This window comes from Allotamlana fucoidanivorans, assembly GCF_006265225.1.
In the GTDB taxonomy this organism is placed as follows: Bacteria; Bacteroidota; Bacteroidia; order Flavobacteriales; family Flavobacteriaceae; genus Allotamlana; species Allotamlana fucoidanivorans.
This window is the reverse complement of record NZ_VDCS01000008.1, coordinates 166,376-184,011: the sequence shown is the minus strand read 5'-3', so window position 1 is coordinate 184,011 and position 17,636 is coordinate 166,376. Positions and strand designations below refer to the sequence as shown.

The following is a 17,636-nucleotide window of genomic DNA, read 5'->3' as shown; positions in this document are numbered from 1 at the left end:
ATGAACTTTTTATTATAAATTGAATTATTTTTATGCGTTATTTCGTGATACACAAACCATATGATTGCTAGTCAAAGTGCATAGTAAGTGAAAATTATTTTCTATTCATGCTATGGTGACTACATTACAAATATTAAATTTCTATATATGAAAAGTAGTAGCTTTTTTTCCGTACTAATAAGCCTTTATTTTTCTTTAACTCTTCAGGCTCAGGTTAAAGACTCTATTCCTAATCCATTAGAAACACCAAAAGAGGATCTTAAAGAAAGTGTTTTAAAAACAGCTAGAGAACATCTTGTTAGTTCTAAATTTCCAGGGTCATGGCCCATGTTTGGTACCGATTTTCGAATGAAAATTGGAGGCTATTTAAAAGCTGACTTTTTGTATGACTTTAATGGCACCCGAGATAAAGACCAGTTTCTCATGTCAACCATACCTGTAGAAGGGCAACCTGAATTTGGTAATGAAGGATACACCCATTTTTTGGTTAAAGAAACTCGTTTTAACATTGATGTAAGACGCCATGCCGAAGGAAAAATACCATTACATTTATTTTTTGAAGGCGACTGGTTCAATACTTCTGGTTATTTTAGAATAAGACACGCTTATATTGGCGCTGGCGATTTCATCATTGGTCAAACCTGGACCACCTTATCATTTTTAGAATCTATGGCCTTTATGATTGATTTTGCTGCTGGTGACGCCCTGTTTGGAGGTCGCTCCATACAAGTAAGGTATCAAAAACAAATAACAGACAAAATAAAAATTGCTGCAGCCATAGAAAACCAGAACTTTTTAGGCATTGAAAACCCTAACAATTTTGATGGCAAGGCATCTTTGCAACTCCCTTTACTCGCTTTGAGAATGGATTACCGTTGGAAAACTGGTGTGTTATTTTTAGGAACAAGTGTGGCTCAATTACGTTGGGATGGCACCAATACAGGCCCCTACGATCAAACCATTCAATGGAATTTTGTGGTTGCGGGAAGACAGTATATTGGTGAAAACAATTATTTTACCTACAACCTTAATTACGGTTCCGCTTGCGGGGAAAATATTATAGCCTTTGCTGGCAGTAACGCCAATGCCGTATTAAATGCCGATGGAAAACTTGAACCAATGATAGCCAAATCAGCGTTAGTTGGTTTTATGCATCGTTGGGCTCCTAAATTAGAAAGCAATATAAATTATGCGTATGGATGGCTTGGTGCACCAGCATCACGAGCCGATTTTGCATTAAAACGCGGTGGTATTGGTCATTTAAATCTGGTATATCGATTTGATAAAAACTTCACAATAGGTGCTGAATACATTTGGGGTGCACAACGAACCTCTAATGATGCTTACGGGGAAGCTAACAGACTGCAAACCATGGCTAAATTTGAATTTTAAAGAGAGCAGCGATTAGCTTATATATAGGGGTTATTTCATTCTAACAATGAAAATTCTAAAAGCAATAGTTTCATGCCAAACAAACAACTATTTATTGGGTTTTACGTTTTATCTATCACTCTCTTTACAGGGCACGTTTATGGGCAACAATTTGCAGGAGACAATCAGTGGGTGGCGCCTCATGGTGTGGGTACGTTAGTGGCTACTGCCGGACAGGATTATGCGCAATTTTATGCCATACTGGCCTTTTTACCCGAATGGGAGTTTAATTCACAGTTTGTATATTATTATAATGACCCTAAAACCAATTCAGAAGCTTTTATAAACCCTTCTTTTTATTTAAAGCGCCGGTTATATCAAAACGAAGCAGAAACAGCAGGCTATTCAGTACTGGGAGGAGTTGGTTTGTTTCCTCACCATTTAGACTACGGAGAAATAACCAGTAGTTTTCAATCCTGGTGGGTTATGGGTACCGCCACGTTTGCTTTTGCTAAAAATAATGTGCTTTTAGATATATTACCAGGAGCAACGGTAAACTTAGATCATAAACAAACAAATACTACGGCTTGGGGTTTCACTTATAGCTCAAGACTTGCAATATATAAAGTCATTCCACAATCGGCTATCGTTGGGGAAGTATTTGGAACTGCTGGTCAAGCAAACGCACCCATTAGTTATCGTGCGGGTGTAAGATGGGAAAGTAAAAAATGGATAGTTGCATTGACCTATTCTAGTGCTTTCAACAAGTCTCAACGAGCGGGCTTAGAATTAGGAATAATGTGCTACACTAATGCTTTATTTGGAGAAAACCGTCAAAAAAATAAATAGTGAAGTTAAATAGCTATAAATAAGGTTTAGAGTTTGTCTTATTTAATTCAAGTAACTGTCATTCATAACTCCCATGATTTTACTATCTTTAAATATAAATGAAGCGCTAAAAATCAGCTACTTGTAGCTTTAAGTTAAAAACCTAAACATGTTTTTCTTGAATATTCTGGTGTTTAAAAAAAATTAAAACTATTGCAAATACATTTACTATGAAATTAACTAATCAAAGAAAAACAGCAATTATATTGTTGGTGCTAAGCATGTGCTTCACTTTTGGATGTAAGCAAGAGAAAAAAGAATCGTTTGATGCGCAGCTGTATTTTGGGGGAGACATACTTACTATGAAAGGTGCCACACCAACATATACAGAGGCCTTGGTTGTAAAAGAGGACAAGATTGCCTTTGTAGGTACGCTTAATGAAGCTGAAAAGCAATTTAGCAACGCCAAAAAAGTTAACCTAAACAGCAATACTATGTTGCCTGGTTTTATTGATGGTCACGCTCATTTTACAGCATTTAGTATTCAGGCTATTGGGGCACAAATATTACCTCCCCCAGATGCTGGAGCTAAAAACATACCCGAACTTATTAAAATTCTAAAAGCATGGAATACTCCAGAGAACAGAGCCTTAACTGGTTGGGTTTTTGGGATGGGATTTGATGATTCTATATTAGAAGAAAAACGTTTTCCAACGAAGCATGATCTAGATGAGGTAACCACAGAATTTCCAGTTATGATTGTTCATATTTCAGGGCATTTTGCTGTTGTTAACTCTAAAGGTCTAGAAAAAATAGGCTATGATGCTAGTACTAAAAATCCCGAAGGAGGGGTTATTAGGCGAGAAGAAGGCAGCAATGAACCCAATGGGGTTTTAGAAGAGCTTGCTGCTATACCTTATGCCTTTAAGGCAACCACTCCTGTAACTAAGGAAGCCTCGGATAAATTCTTTGAAGCTGGTCAAAATATGGCATTATCATATGGCTATACAACGGCTCAGGATGGTAGAACCATGAAAGCTAGTCATGATATGCTTGCGGCTGCATCAGAAAATGACAAGTTAAAATTAGATGTAGTCAGCTATATCGATTACACTGTTGTTGATGAGTTGATGAGTACGCCTTGGAATAGTACCACATACAATAATCATTATCGTATTGGAGGTATGAAAGTGACCCTAGATGGTTCTCCTCAAGGTAGAACCGCTTGGAGAACAATTCCATATTTAATACCACCCGATGGACAAGACGCCAACTATAAAGGCTATCCTGCCATACCAAGTGATAGCACCTTACTAACCATTTATGAAAAAGGGTATAAAAACAACTGGCAAATACTAAGTCATACCAACGGCGATGCGGCTGCAGATCAACTGTTAAGAACTATGCGAAAATTGGAAGAGCGCTATAGTCATGATAAAAGGCGTGATGTTATTATACATGGTCAATACATACGTAAAGACCAGTTAGATGATGCCAAAGACCTTAATTTAATGGTTTCACTTTTTCCATTGCACACGTTTTATTGGGGAGATTGGCATAAACAAATCATTGGAGACAGTTTAGGTAATAAAATTAGCCCTACCAGAACAGCTTTGGATAAAGGTGTGAAAATCACTATTCATACAGATGCACCAGTAGCCTTACCAAACCTGATGCGTATGGTAGGGATTTCTGTAGAACGCAAATCGCGATCTGGACAAGTTATTGGAGCAGACGAAAAAATTTCAGCCTACGAAGCTTTGCAGGGTATTACGAGTTGGTCGGCCTATCAGCATTTTGAAGAAGATAGTAAAGGCACATTAGAAGTTGGAAAATTAGCAGATTTAGTAGTTCTTGATAAAAACCCGTTAAAAGTTCCTGAGGCAGACATCAAAGAAATTCTTGTTTTAGAAACGATAAAAGAAGGAAAGTCCGTTTATCTAAAACCAAAAAAGTAACTAACAAATATTCTTAAAAAAAGAACTGCTATGTTTAATTCTAGTTTTTATGCTGTATGTTGTTAGAGTACTAATAAAACAAATTAGAAGATGACGATGTTAAATTAAAATAAATGCTTTTTATTATTGTCTAGTTAATTTATAATATGCATAGTGTCAATCAAAATAGCTTTGTACTAAGTTTTCAACCTTCTTGTCCAATTTAGGGGTTACAAGGTGAAACCTTGATACGGCTTTATTAATTAATTTAAATACAAATTAAAATGAAGAAAATCATTCTTTTTGCTATCCTTATTGCTCTCAGTGCTCAAACCATAGCTCAAAACGAAGACCGTATTCTTGAAGACGAAATTATTCAGGTAGAAGAGGGTAAATTTACCTACGATATGTCTTTTGCTTTTAAAACCATGAATGTATTTAGAGGGCTTACCCCTTCAAAAACACCTGTTTTAGCTACACAAGCAGGTGTTAAATATGGTGATTTTATTTTAGGATTTTACGGAGGGGTTAATACAAATAGTGCATATCAAGAAACCGATCTTATTCTTATTTATTACAGACCAAAATTCAATCTAAGATTAGACTGGTATTACAATTTCACGGAAGGTATTACCAATATCCCCACAGCGTCTGGTTTTTTTGATTTTAATCCAGAAACCACACGTGGCCTTTTAGATTTTATGGCAAGCTTTAAACTATCTAATCATTTTTCACTGTTGTCATCAACCTTTTTATTTGGTAGAGACCGGCCATCCTTACCTGAAGATGATGCCAATGACATTTTATTAAGACGGGGAGAACAGCGCTATACACAATACTTTAATGTGACTTACAGCAAAAAAGCTGGAGATTACAAAATAGAAGCGCATATAGGGTATTCTTTTAGTTGGAACGATTTAAGCGGTCCCACATTCTACTCTAGCAAAGCAGGCTTTAATGATATTGGAGTCTCATTAAAACGTAATCTTGTTGACACAGACAAAATTACTATTCCTATAAAAGCATCCATGGTTGTAAATCCGTTGAGTGATAATGTGTATTTGGTAGCCACCATTCAACTTGTAGATATTACCCGATTTTAAACCTGCGCTTTACACCAAATAAAACAATTTATACCTACCTAACATAATACAACACATAATATGACTTCAGCTAGCTGATTTTCAATAACAAAAAAACCCGCAGCAGGGTTTGGTAATCAAATTTATAATCGTAAATTTGCAAACTCTTTTTGAGAGAGGAATGTTTAATAATTAAAAATCAATTAGTGTGGACACATTAAGCTACAAAACGATTTCAGCAAACAAAGCTACTGTAAATAAAGAGTGGGTTTTGGTTGATGCTGAAGGTCAAGCGCTTGGTCGTTTAGCTTCAAAAGTTGCAAAACTATTAAGAGGTAAGCACAAGCCAAACTTCACACCTCATGTTGATTGTGGAGATAATGTAATCATTATCAACGCAGAGAAAATCACATTATCCGGTAACAAATGGGCTGAGAAATCATACATTCGTCACACAGGATACCCAGGAGGTCAAAGAAGTTTAACTGCTACAGAATTGTATGGAAAAGATCCTGCAAGAGTAGTAGAAAAATCAGTAAAAGGAATGTTACCTAAAAACAAATTAGGTGCCGATTTATTCCGTAATCTAACCGTTGTTGTTGGTTCAGAGCATAAACACGAAGCTCAAAAACCAAAAACAATCAATTTAAACGAATTTAATTAATGGAAGTAATTCACAAAATCGGCCGTAGAAAAACGGCTGTTGCTCGTGCTTATGTATCTGCGGGAAGCGGAAACATTACGATTAACAAAAAAGACTTAGCTAATTACTTTACTACCGCTACGTTACAGTACAAAGTAAAGCAACCATTAGCTTTGACTAACAATGAAAGCAACTTTGATATTACAGTAAATGTATATGGAGGTGGTATTACTGGTCAAGCAGAAGCTGTTCGTTTAGCTATTTCTCGTGCTATGTGCGAGGTTGATGCTGAGAATAGATTAACTTTAAAACCAGAAGGTTTATTAACAAGAGATCCAAGAATGGTAGAGCGTAAAAAATTCGGTCAGAAGAAAGCGCGTAAGAAATTCCAGTTCTCTAAACGTTAATATCATTTTCAGATGTGCGGCATAAACTATCTTGTTTCACATCTATATCAAAAATTTAAAAAACAGTTATTGTTGTCCTGGTCTATAAATAAGACAGGAATTAGTTTAGCATCTAAATGATTAAGGCGAATTTTTAAAAGGACCACTTAATCATTGCTAATTCAACAGAACGTAAACTATTACAAAATGGCAGTAGAAGTAAAAGAATTACTTGAAGCAGGTGTACACTTTGGGCACTTGACACGTAAGTGGGATCCAAACATGGCGCCTTACGTTTATATGGAGCGTAACGGTATCCATATCATTAATCTATATAAAACAGCGGCTAAAATTGAAGAAGCCGGAGCTGCATTAGCAAAAATTGCCGCTTCAGGACGTAAAATTTTATTCGTTGCAACAAAAAAACAAGCAAAAGATATTGTTGCTGAAAAAGCTGGAGAAATTAATATGCCTTACATCACTGAAAGATGGCCAGGTGGTATGTTAACTAACTTTGTTACTATTAGAAAAGCGGTTAAAAAAATGGCTTCTATTGATAGAATGAAGAAAGACGGCACCTTCAATACATTATCTAAAAAGGAGCGTTTACAAGTAGATCGTTTAAGAGCTAAGTTAGAAAAAAACTTAGGATCTATTAGTGACATGACGCGTTTACCAGGTGCTTTATTTGTTGTAGATATTAAGCGTGAGCATATCGCGATTAAAGAAGCTCAAAAATTAAACATTCCTATTTTTGCAATGGTTGACACCAACTCTGATCCACGTCAGGTTGACTATGTTATCCCTGCAAATGATGATGCTTCAAAATCAATTGATAAGATTTTATCTCATGTAACATCTGCAATTTCCGGAGGTTTAGCTGAGCGTAAAGCTGAAAAAGAAGCAAGTTCCTCTGCAAAAGAAACTACTAAAGCAAAAGCTAAACAAGCCGTTGCTGAAGAAGAAGAATAAAAAACATTAATACAACACAAATAAGTCGTTTAGTTCTTTTCTTTGCAGGAAATAAATTGAACGACTTTTTTTAAATTATAATTACTATGAGTACTACAGTAAAAGTAACAGCTGCAGAAGTTAATAAATTAAGACAAGCAACTGGAGCAGGTATGATGGATTGCAAGAAAGCTTTGGTTGAGGCTGAAGGCGATTTTGATAAAGCTATTGAAGTTTTACGTAAGAAAGGACAAAAAGTAGCAGAAAAAAGAGCTGACAGAGAGTCTTCTGAAGGTGCTGCTGTAGCTAAAATCAATGCAGACCAAACAGCGGGTGTTGCCATAGTTTTAGGCTGCGAAACAGACTTTGTTGGTAAAAATGAAAATTTCTTAGCACTTGCTAATGATTTAGCTGATATCGCTTTAAACCACGATTCAAAAGAAGCCTTTTTAGCGGCCGATTTTGGTGGTATGACTGTTGCTGAAAAATTAGTTGAGCAAACTGGGGTTATTGGCGAAAAACTAGACATTACAGCTTTTGAAAAATTAGAAGCTGCTTATGTGGGGTCTTATGTACACATTAACAAAATTGCTGCTTTAGTTGGTTTAACTGCAAAGGTTGATAATGCTGATGTTTTAGTAAAAGACATAGCTATGCAAGTTGCTTCAATGGGGGCTACATCATTATCATACAAAGATTTTGATCCTGCTTATGTGGCGTCTGAAACTGAAGCAAGAATTGCAGTTATAGAAAAAGACAATATTGAGCTTGGCCGTTTAGGTAAAACACTTAAAAATGTACCTAAATACATCTCAATGGCACAATTAACACCTGAAGTTTTAGCACAAGCTGAAGAAGATGCTAAAGCAGAGTTAGCTGCTGAAGGTAAACCAGAAAAGATTTGGGACCGAATTTTACCAGGTAAAATGGAACGTTTCATTTCTGACAACACGACTTTAGATCAAGAACAATGTCTATTGGATCAAAAATTCATCAAAGATGAAAAGAAAACAGTTGCAGACTATGTTGCTTCTTTTGGAGATGTTGAAATCGTTGGTTTTAAACGTGCTACTGTAGGATAACATGAACCATTTCCGCTTTGGCGGACACATTCATATAAAACCACTATTCCCTTGAATAGTGGTTTTTTTATTCTAAAATTAAGGTTTTATATAAATTCCAAAATAAAAAAAATACGTAATTTTGCGCAACTTCAGTTAAAACAAAACATGAAATATAAAAGAATACTCCTTAAACTATCTGGTGAAGCACTCATGGGAACACGCCAATATGGTATTGATTCTGAACGCTTGGCAGAATACGCGCAAGACATAAAAACGATAATGGACAAAGGTGTTGAAGTAGCCATTGTTATAGGTGGCGGTAACATTTTTAGAGGTGTGGCTGGAGCTAGTAAAGGTATGGACCGTGTACAAGGGGATTATATGGGTATGCTAGCAACGGTTATTAATGGATTGGCTTTACAAGGTGCTTTAGAAGATGCTGGTATGCCAACAAGATTACAAACCGCTATAAAAATAAATGAAGTAGCCGAACCTTTTATTAGAAGAAAAGCCATGCGCCATTTAGAAAAAGGCCGTGTAGTTATTTTTGGTGGCGGTACTGGAAATCCTTATTTTACAACTGATTCTGCCGCTGTATTGCGTGCTATCGAGATTGAAGCCGATGTTATTTTAAAAGGAACCCGTGTTGACGGTATCTACAATGCAGATCCGGAAAAAGACACCAATGCCGTTAAATTTAACACCATAAGTTTTGATGATGTACTACGTAAAGGTCTTAAAGTTATGGACACAACAGCTTTTACCTTAAGTCAAGAAAACAATTTACCTATTATTGTTTTTGACATGAATAAAAAAGGAAATTTACTTAAAGTAGTTTCTGGCGAAAATATAGGTACTGTAGTTAACGTTTAATACTTGGCGCAATTTTTGATTTAATCCCTAAAAATTAAAACAATGAACGAAGACATTCAATTTATATTAGACACCACAAAGGAATCAATGGATAACGCCATTGCTCATCTAAAAAAGGCATTTTTAAATATAAGAGCAGGAAAAGCGAGCCCTGCCATGCTTGGTAGTGTTATGGTTGACTATTATGGTTCACAAACCCCATTATCGCAAGTTGCTAATGTTAACACGCCAGATGGTAGAACCATTTCTGTTCAACCTTGGGAAAAAAGTATGCTACAAGAAATTGAACGTGGCATTGCCTATGCCAACCTAGGGTTTAATCCTATGAATAATGGCGAGGTTATAATCATTAATGTGCCACCATTAACTGAAGAACGAAGAAAAATATTAGCTAAACAAGCAAAAGCTGAAGCAGAAGATGCTAAAATAAGCATTAGAACGGCTAGAAAAGAAGCCATGAATGAGGTTAAGAAAAATGATGATGTTTCAGAAGACCTAAAAAAGAATGCTGAAATTGATATTCAAGCGCTTACCGATAAATTTGTAAAAATTATTGATGATCTTTTTGATACTAAAGAAAAAGAAATCATGACCGTATAATAGAAAAGCGACTATTACCATGTCGCTTTTTTCATAATTCTGCCTATAAACGGTTTTTAAATGCCAAAAAGCTCATTTTTTTTATTAGCTATTTTTTCGACTTTTTTGGCACAATCACAAGAGCCAATTGATGTTACTAATGAGCCTCAGCGAGACTCTATTAACAAAAACTTATTACTTAAAAGTATTGGAAATGGTTATTTCCCTACCAAGTACTTTAATTTTGACCTTAGGTATTTAGTAAAATACAACCATTACGAAGGGATTCGTACTGGACTAGGCGGAGTAACAAACCATACTTTTTCTGAAAAATTCAGATTCAACACCTATGCAGTTTACGGTTTTAGAGACCATAGATTTAAATACAGTTTTGGAGGAGGTATTAGGTTAGCTCAAAAAACTAATACTTGGTTAAATGCAACCTATACAGATGATTTACAAGAAACGGGGAGTACACGGTACATAACAGACTCTAGGGTATTTCAGTTTTTTGAACCTCGTTTGCTAAATATTGATTTGTTTCACAAGCACATAACAACAGCAGTGGCTATAGAACATCAAATAGCACCCCACCTTCTATCAGAAGCCGAATTTGCAGTAAGTAATATTGAGCCTACCTATAGCTACAACTACCTTTTAAATGACACATCGTATCACTCTTTTAATATAACTACGGGTATTGTAGGATTTCAATGGAGTCCGTTTAGTAAATTTGAACCCACTCCTATTGGTATGAGAGAAACAAAATCGGGATTCCCGAAGTTTTCGTTTCAATACACAAAAAGTTTTAAAAATGCCTTTAAAGGTGATTTTGACTTCTCAAAGTTTGATTTTAAGGTTATTGAAAAGATTGGTCAGAACCCCAACCATTACGGGCAAATTACTCTAGTTACTGGTATGGCTATTGGCGATGCCCCACTCACCCATCTGTACCATGCCTACCCCAATAACATTACAAAAGAAAAAATACTACAACGCTTTACCGTGGCCGGCTTAAACAGTTTTGAAACCATGTATTTTAATGAATTCTTTTCTGATAAATTTGCCACCATTCAGTTTAGATATTTTTTACCACCGTTTCAAATTTCTGATAAGTTAAAACCACAGTTGGTTTTAATTTCTAGGTATGCCATAGGAGACATGGACAATCCTGAAAGACATGACAATATAACTTTTAGCTCTTTAAAGCACGGGTTTACCGAATCTGGTTTTGAATTCAACAAATTACTGTTTGGGTTCGGTTTAAGCTTTACATATCGCTATGGTGCTTACCACCTTCCTAACATTAGTGACAATGTTGCGTTTAAATTCACTTTTAACGTCTCATTTTGAGGTATTATGCCTGATTTTTCTACCTTTGCGCTTCTTTAAAATGACGTATGCTTAAACTTTTAACCAAACACTTTTGGGATGTCGTTGCCAGACTAATTCTTCGTAATAAAATTATTATACTTATTGGTATAATCGCCGCTACTGTTCTGCTTAGTCTTAAATGGGAAAATATGCGTTTCACGTATACTGAAGCCAATTTGTTACCAGATGACCATGAGGTAAATCTTATATATAATGATTTTTTAAAAACCTTTGGAGAAGAAGGAAACCTTATTGTTATAGGCGTTAAAGACTCGACTCTTTTTTCTATTGAAAAACTAAACGCTTGGAATCATCTCTCAGATGCTTTTAAAGTTAATGAAGCTGTTGAAACTGTTATCTCTATTCAAGATTTACAAAAACTCATAAAGGACACAAAACATGAACGGTTTAAACTAGAACCCTTTATAAAAGATTCTATAGCTTCAGTAGCTCAAATAGAAAAGTTGCAGAATGAGTTGTTTAAGAAATATCCTTTTTACGACAATTTTTTATTCAACAAAGACACTAAAACTGTAAGGACAGCCATCTATTTAAATAAAGATATTGTAAACACACCAGCGAGAAAAGACTTTATTATAGATGTGCTACTTCCAAATATTGAAGCCTTTCAAGACCAGTATCATCTAGATGTTCGCGTTTCAGGAATGCCTTACATCAGAACACTGAACTCACAAAATATTGTAGATGAAATTGGCCTATTCATTTTTGCTGCCCTTTTAGTCACTTCTATTATATTCTTTTTCTTTTTCCGATCATTTAGAGCCACTTTTATTTCACTCATTGTTGTGTGCATTGGCGTTATGTGGACGCTTGGTATTATTGGTTTCCTCAATTATGAAATTACCGTATTAACCGCACTAATCCCGCCTCTAATTATTGTTATTGGTATACCCAACTGTATTTTTTTAATCAACAAATACCAACATGAAGTAAAGCTTCATGGCAACAAAGTAAAGTCATTGCAACGTGTTATTACGAAAGTAGGCAATGCTACATTAATGACTAATGTTACAACTGCTTCTGGGTTTGCCACATTCATTTTAACCGAAAGCAAACTATTAAAAGAATTTGGAGTTGTTGCCTCGCTAAGTATATTGGCCATCTTTGTACTTTGTTTACTTATTATTCCTATAATTTATACGTTTTTACCTTTCCCAAAAGACCGGCATCTAGAGCATTTAAACAAACGCTGGATTGGAGGATTTGTAAATTGGATGGAACGAATGGTGAAACATAGGAGAATAACCATTTATATTACAGCCGTTATCCTATTAACCGTTAGTATTATTGGTATTTATCAAATAAAAATATCGGGGAGTTTGATTGAAGATATGCCACAAGAATCTGATTTTGTGCATGACATTCGCTTCTTTGAAGATGAATTTAACGGTATTATGCCATTGGAAATAATGGTGGATACCAAACGGAAAAAGGGGGTTATGAAGCTGTCTACACTGAAGCGTATGAATGAACTAGAAGAGTTGATCATTGAAACACCCGAGCTTTCAAAACCTATTTCGGTAGTTGGTTTGGTTAAATATTCAAAGCAAGCTTACTATAATGGCAATCCTAAATACTATCAGCTTCCAACCTCACAAGAGAACAACTTTATATTGTCTTATGCAAAAAACTCCTCTTCTAATGTTGATTTGCTTAAAAACTTTGTAGATAGTACGGGGCAATATGCGCGTATCACCACCTTTATGAAAGATATAGGTACGGACAAAATGGAACGTATTGAAGAAAACCTACAAACCAAGATTGATAAAGTATTCCCAAAAGAAAAATATAATGTTACCATGACGGGTAAGGCTTTGGTTTTTCAAAAAGGAACCAAATACTTGGTTAAAAACCTAGCTATTTCATTATCTCTGGCTATTTTATTAATTGCTCTTTTCATGGCTTATATGTTCAGATCGGCTAGAATGATTATAGTTTCGCTTATCCCTAATTTATTACCTTTATTAATTACCGCTGGATTAATGGGCTATTTAGGGGTGCCCATAAAACCATCAACCATTTTGGTATTTAGTATTGCCTTTGGTATTTCTGTAGATGACACCATTCATTTTCTGGCTAAATACCGGCAAGAATTGCAAGCAAACAAATGGAAAATAAAAGTATCGGTTTACGGAGCACTTAGAGAAACAGGGGTAAGTATGTTTTACACCTCTATTGTATTGTTTTTTGGGTTTTCAGTATTTACCATCTCTAGTTTTGGAGGTACCGTAGCATTGGGGGCACTGGTTTCTGCCACATTACTGTTTGCTATGTTATCTAATTTATTACTATTACCTTCATTATTATTATCACTTGAACGTAACATTGCGAACAAACAGGTACTTAGAGAACCCTCTATTAATATTATACCTGACGATGATGATGAGGAGGAATAAGAACAAAGTTAATCACTTTAGAAATCATTACAGATTAAAACATTATTATGACTTTTAAACGAAATTTTTTATTGATTTTTCATTTTAATATTTCAAATTTAAAAGCTGAAACCTTTATATTTACATTTTAAAACTAGTATTTATGCAATTAAGAACTGTTTCGGAGTTACTGTCGCAAGAAATTGTTATACCTGATGTTGAAATAAAAGGATGGGTAAGAACCTTTAGAGCTAACAGATTTATTGCGCTAAACGATGGATCAACACTTAATAATATACAATGCGTTGTTGATTTTGAACAATTTGATGAAGCCCTTTTAAAACGCATTACCACAGGTGCGGCCATTCATGTAAAAGGAGAACTTGTTGAAAGCCAAGGAAAGGGACAACAGGTAGAGATTCAAGTAAAAGAATTAGACGTATTAGGAGATTCTAACCCAGACACCTACCCTATTCAGCCTAAAAAACATTCCTTTGAGTTTTTACGAGAACATGCACACTTACGCACAAGAACCAATACATTTAGCGCCGTAATGCGTTTGCGTTCCGCATTGTCATTTGCTATTCATAAATACTTTAATGAAAACGGGTTTTATTACATGCATGCCCCTATTATAACGGGAAGTGATGCTGAAGGTGCTGGCGAAATGTTTAAGGTAACAACATTGGATGCTGAAAATCCGCCGAAAGATGAAAATGGCAACGTAGATTATTCAAAAGATTTTTTTGGAAAAGAAACAAACCTAACGGTTTCTGGGCAGTTAGAGGCAGAAACCTATGCTATGTCACTGGGTAAAGTATACACCTTTGGCCCCACATTTAGAGCAGAAAACTCAAATACGTCAAGGCATTTGGCTGAATTTTGGATGATTGAACCAGAAGTAGCCTTTATGGATTTGGCTGGCAATATGGATTTGGCTGAAGACTTTATGAAATATGTTATTAAATACATATTAGTTAACAACCGCGAAGATTTAGAGTTTTTAGATAAGCGCTTACAAGATGAAGACAAGAAAAAACCTCAAGCTGAGCGCAGCCCAATGTCTTTAATTGAAAAGCTAAACTTTGTTACTGACAACCATTTTAAAAGAGTAAGCTATACTGAAGCTATTGATATTCTACGAAATTCAAAACCTAACAAGAAAAAGAAATTCAAGTACATTATAGATGAATGGGGTACCGATTTACAAAGTGAGCATGAGCGTTATTTGGTAGAAAAACACTTTAAATGTCCTGTTATTTTGTTTGATTATCCTGCCAACATTAAGGCCTTTTATATGCGTTTAAATGATGATGGCAAAACGGTTCGCGCCATGGATATTCTATTCCCAGGGATTGGTGAAATAGTTGGAGGTGCCCAACGTGAAGAACGTTTAGATGTTTTAAAAGAAAAAATGGCCGCAATAAACATTCCAGAAGAAGAACTTTGGTGGTACTTAGATTTAAGAAAATTTGGTACTGCAGTACATTCTGGCTTTGGCCTAGGTTTTGAACGTTTAGTAATGTTTGCAACGGGTATGAGCAATATTAGAGATGTTATTCCTTTTCCAAGAACACCTCAAAACGCTGAATTCTAACTTGATTTTTGCATAACACCTATTCTAAGTAAAAACGTATAGTAATCCTTTAAGATCCATGGGCAAAACTGATCTGTCTATATAAAACAATATAATTTGTACCCCCAAAGGAGAGTAGCTCCCAGCAAGCATCTACAAATAACTGCTTAACGATTATAAAAGCTTGGTATTAGAATCCATTTGAACTCATAAAAGCCTTCAAAGTTGGGTAGGTAATTAATCTAATTATATTATTTTTGATATCAAGTAACCTTTTAGGCATGCTAAAACAACAATTACAATTTAAATTATCGCAAAAACTATCGCCGCAGCAAATTCAGTTAATGAAATTGATTCAGTTGCCCACGCAGGCTTTTGAACAGCGCTTAAAACAAGAGCTAGAAGAAAACCCAGCACTTGAAGGTGGTAAAGAAGATAGTCTGAATGATATAGATAACGAATTTGATAATTCATCTGATGACTTTAATGATACCGAATCTATCAATGCCGAAGACATTAATGTTGATGAATATTTAAGTGATGATGAAATCCCAGATTATAGAACTCAAGCCAACAATTATAGTAGTGATGATGAGGAAAAAAGCATCCCATATGCGGCAGGCACATCGTTTACACAACACCTAACAAATCAATTAAACACCTATAGATTATCAGATGAAGAACGTGATATTGCTGAGTTTTTAGTCGGTAGTGTTGATGAAAGCGGTTATATACGAAGAGATTTGAGTGACATCATGGATGATTTGGCGTTCACTCAAAATGTATATACCACTGAAGACAAAATAAAGGACGTGCTTCACATTGTACATCAATTAGATCCAGCTGGTGTAGGAGCAAGAAATTTACAAGAATGCCTGAGTATTCAATTACATAGAAAACAAAAAACGGCCGCAACAGATTTAGCAATTAATATTATTGATTATGCTTTTGAGCAATTCACCAAAAAGCACTACAAAAAATTACTCCAAAAGTTTGACATTTCCGAAGATCAATTGAAAGAAGCAATTTCAGAAATTGAACATTTAAACCCAAAACCAGGAGGCTCATACGCTGGAAATAATAAAATTGTTGAACACGTTGTTCCCGATTTTGCCATTAGGATAGTGGATGGTGAATTAGAATTAACCCTAAATGGTAGAAATGCTCCAGAACTGCATGTTTCCAGAGAATATAGCAACATGTTGAAAGGGTATAAAGATGCCAAAGATAAATCTAAATCGCAAAAAGACGCTGTCATTTTCATCAAGCAAAAATTAGATGCTGCCAAATGGTTTATAGAAGCTATTAAACAACGTCAGCAAACGTTGTTTGTGACCATGAGCGCCATTATGCATTATCAGAAAGATTATTTTCTATCAGGTGATGAGCGCAGCTTAAAACCAATGATTTTAAAAGATATTGCTGATGAAATTAATATGGACGTATCTACCGTATCTAGAGTAGCCAATAGCAAGTATGTTGATACACCTTATGGTACCAAGCTCATCAAAGAGTTCTTTTCAGAATCTATGAAAAATGATCAAGGAGAAGATGTATCAACGAAAGAAATTAAAAAAATATTAGAAACCGTTATAGAGGAAGAAGACAAAAAAAAGCCATTAACCGATGAAACCTTGGCCGCTATTCTAAAAGAAAAGGGCTATCCTATTGCAAGACGAACAGTGGCCAAATATAGGGAGCAACTAGATATTCCAGTGGCACGTCTAAGAAAAAAAATATGACAGATAAGTTCCTTAAAAGCCTTTCCTTTATTTTTCATCCGTTGTTTATGCCATTGTTGGGGGTTATTTTTTATTTCTCAAAAACCCCTAGATTTGTTGCCCCTGATGTGGTAAAAGCAAAATTAATCTCACTATTCATATTAACAATTTTATTACCTATTCTACTCTATTTCTTTTTAAAGGTATTAGGAAAAGTAAAGTCATTCTATTTAACAACAACTAAAGAGCGTGTGTATCCGTTATTGCTTAACTGCATCATTAATCTTATTATCATTCAACGTATCTTACCGCCTACAGAATCTATAGAGCTCTACTTTTTTTTCTTAGGTATTCTTATTTCTAGTATGACCTGTTTAATGCTAGCTATTATGAAGTTTAAGGCCAGTATTCATTTAATTGGAATATCTGGTTTAACCATGTTTTTTATTGCCTTAAGTGTTCACTTTAGTATAAATATAGTAGGCACATTGTCTGTCATGACCCTAGTTCTTGGTGCTGTTGCCACTTCAAGATTACATGTAAAAGCACATGTTGCCGTAGAACTAGTGGTGGGCTTTTTTATCGGGGTATTGCCACAACTTATTTTAATACCCTATTGGTTGTAGCAGTTAGAGTATATGCCGCCAAGGTTTCAAAAAAACGCAGTTAATTTACCTTGAGTATTTAGCACAGTTCTCACCTCAACCTCAATCCCTTATTCAAACTGTCCTTTAAACCTATACACCCAATACGATTGGTCTTTCTTTATCATTTCTACCGAATGAAAGTTTAACCTCTGCTTTATTTCAAGATATGCCTTTTCTGAACAGTATCATTTAAGCCTTCCACCATCTG

Annotated in this window: 15 protein-coding genes; all 15 read left to right on the top strand. The window is 35.2% G+C overall.

From position 1 onward, the window contains the following. Positions 1-147 precede the first annotated feature (147 nt). Complete coding sequence (locus FGF67_RS09755; protein ID WP_139697206.1) at positions 148-1,392, top strand: DcaP family trimeric outer membrane transporter; 1,245 nt, start codon at positions 148-150, stop codon at positions 1,390-1,392. Positions 1,393-1,464: 72 nt separating this feature from the next. Then, on the top strand, positions 1,465-2,220 hold the full coding sequence (locus FGF67_RS09750) for a hypothetical protein (protein WP_139697204.1): 756 nt from the start codon (positions 1,465-1,467) through the stop codon (positions 2,218-2,220). 209 nt (positions 2,221-2,429) lie between these two features. Next, a complete protein-coding gene (locus tag FGF67_RS09745; RefSeq protein ID WP_139697202.1) occupies positions 2,430-4,157 on the top strand; it encodes an amidohydrolase in 1,728 nt (575 codons plus the stop codon). Positions 4,158-4,420: 263 nt separating this feature from the next. Continuing rightward, positions 4,421-5,239: a hypothetical protein gene (locus tag FGF67_RS09740; protein WP_139697200.1), complete on the top strand. Its 819-nt coding sequence runs from the start codon at positions 4,421-4,423 to the stop codon at positions 5,237-5,239. A gap of 187 nt (positions 5,240-5,426) precedes the next feature. Then, the gene (rplM, locus tag FGF67_RS09735; protein ID WP_139697199.1) at positions 5,427-5,882 is read left to right on the top strand and encodes a 50S ribosomal protein L13; all 456 of its coding nucleotides are present in this window, start codon (positions 5,427-5,429) and stop codon (positions 5,880-5,882) included. Continuing rightward, entirely contained in the window at positions 5,882-6,268 is a 387-nt protein-coding gene (gene rpsI / locus FGF67_RS09730; protein ID WP_139697197.1) for a 30S ribosomal protein S9, read from the top strand. Before rplM ends, rpsI begins: the two co-directional genes overlap by 1 nt. A gap of 186 nt (positions 6,269-6,454) precedes the next feature. Then, positions 6,455-7,219: a 30S ribosomal protein S2 gene (gene rpsB / locus FGF67_RS09725; protein ID WP_139697194.1), complete on the top strand. Its 765-nt coding sequence runs from the start codon at positions 6,455-6,457 to the stop codon at positions 7,217-7,219. Between the two features lie 86 nt (positions 7,220-7,305). After that, entirely contained in the window at positions 7,306-8,280 is a 975-nt protein-coding gene (gene tsf, locus FGF67_RS09720) for a translation elongation factor Ts (RefSeq protein WP_139697192.1), read from the top strand. 147 nt (positions 8,281-8,427) lie between these two features. Further along, a complete protein-coding gene (gene pyrH, locus FGF67_RS09715; protein ID WP_139697190.1) occupies positions 8,428-9,135 on the top strand; it encodes a UMP kinase in 708 nt (235 codons plus the stop codon). A gap of 42 nt (positions 9,136-9,177) precedes the next feature. After that, the gene (frr, locus tag FGF67_RS09710; protein WP_139697188.1) at positions 9,178-9,735 is read left to right on the top strand and encodes a ribosome recycling factor; all 558 of its coding nucleotides are present in this window, start codon (positions 9,178-9,180) and stop codon (positions 9,733-9,735) included. Positions 9,736-9,795: 60 nt separating this feature from the next. Beyond that, positions 9,796-11,067 (top strand): hypothetical protein, encoded by a 1,272-nt coding sequence (locus tag FGF67_RS09705; protein ID WP_199240677.1) that lies wholly within the window; start codon positions 9,796-9,798, stop codon positions 11,065-11,067. Between the two features lie 47 nt (positions 11,068-11,114). Then, positions 11,115-13,505, top strand: coding sequence for an efflux RND transporter permease subunit (locus tag FGF67_RS09700; RefSeq protein WP_139697185.1), 2,391 nt, complete (start codon positions 11,115-11,117; stop codon positions 13,503-13,505). Positions 13,506-13,647: 142 nt separating this feature from the next. Continuing rightward, positions 13,648-15,081, top strand: a complete 1,434-nt coding sequence (gene asnS, locus FGF67_RS09695; protein WP_139697183.1) for an asparagine--tRNA ligase — start codon at positions 13,648-13,650, stop codon at positions 15,079-15,081. Positions 15,082-15,341: 260 nt separating this feature from the next. Continuing rightward, positions 15,342-16,802, top strand: a complete 1,461-nt coding sequence (gene rpoN, locus FGF67_RS09690) for an RNA polymerase factor sigma-54 (protein ID WP_139697181.1) — start codon at positions 15,342-15,344, stop codon at positions 16,800-16,802. Further along, entirely contained in the window at positions 16,799-17,407 is a 609-nt protein-coding gene (locus FGF67_RS09685) for a hypothetical protein (RefSeq protein ID WP_139697180.1), read from the top strand. The genes rpoN and FGF67_RS09685 overlap by 4 nt, the downstream gene beginning before the upstream one ends. Positions 17,408-17,636 lie beyond the last annotated feature (229 nt).

Bases quoted from the DNA above. Each gene is read 5' to 3' on its own strand.
- rpsB (WP_139697194.1), top strand. From the start codon at position 6,455: ATGGCAGTAGAAGTAAAAGAATTACTTGAAGCAGGTGTACACTTTGGG.
- FGF67_RS09740 (WP_139697200.1), top strand. From the start codon at position 4,421: ATGAAGAAAATCATTCTTTTTGCTATCCTTATTGCTCTCAGTGCTCAA.
- rpsI (WP_139697197.1), top strand. From the start codon at position 5,882: ATGGAAGTAATTCACAAAATCGGCCGTAGAAAAACGGCTGTTGCTCGT.
- tsf (WP_139697192.1), top strand. From the start codon at position 7,306: ATGAGTACTACAGTAAAAGTAACAGCTGCAGAAGTTAATAAATTAAGA.
- frr (WP_139697188.1), top strand. From the start codon at position 9,178: ATGAACGAAGACATTCAATTTATATTAGACACCACAAAGGAATCAATG.
- FGF67_RS09700 (WP_139697185.1), top strand. From the start codon at position 11,115: ATGCTTAAACTTTTAACCAAACACTTTTGGGATGTCGTTGCCAGACTA.
- rpoN (WP_139697181.1), top strand. From the start codon at position 15,342: ATGCTAAAACAACAATTACAATTTAAATTATCGCAAAAACTATCGCCG.
- FGF67_RS09750 (WP_139697204.1), top strand. From the start codon at position 1,465: ATGCCAAACAAACAACTATTTATTGGGTTTTACGTTTTATCTATCACT.
- FGF67_RS09755 (WP_139697206.1), top strand. From the start codon at position 148: ATGAAAAGTAGTAGCTTTTTTTCCGTACTAATAAGCCTTTATTTTTCT.
- FGF67_RS09745 (WP_139697202.1), top strand. From the start codon at position 2,430: ATGAAATTAACTAATCAAAGAAAAACAGCAATTATATTGTTGGTGCTA.
- FGF67_RS09685 (WP_139697180.1), top strand. From the start codon at position 16,799: ATGACAGATAAGTTCCTTAAAAGCCTTTCCTTTATTTTTCATCCGTTG.
- FGF67_RS09705 (WP_199240677.1), top strand. From the start codon at position 9,796: ATGCCAAAAAGCTCATTTTTTTTATTAGCTATTTTTTCGACTTTTTTG.
- pyrH (WP_139697190.1), top strand. From the start codon at position 8,428: ATGAAATATAAAAGAATACTCCTTAAACTATCTGGTGAAGCACTCATG.
- asnS (WP_139697183.1), top strand. From the start codon at position 13,648: ATGCAATTAAGAACTGTTTCGGAGTTACTGTCGCAAGAAATTGTTATA.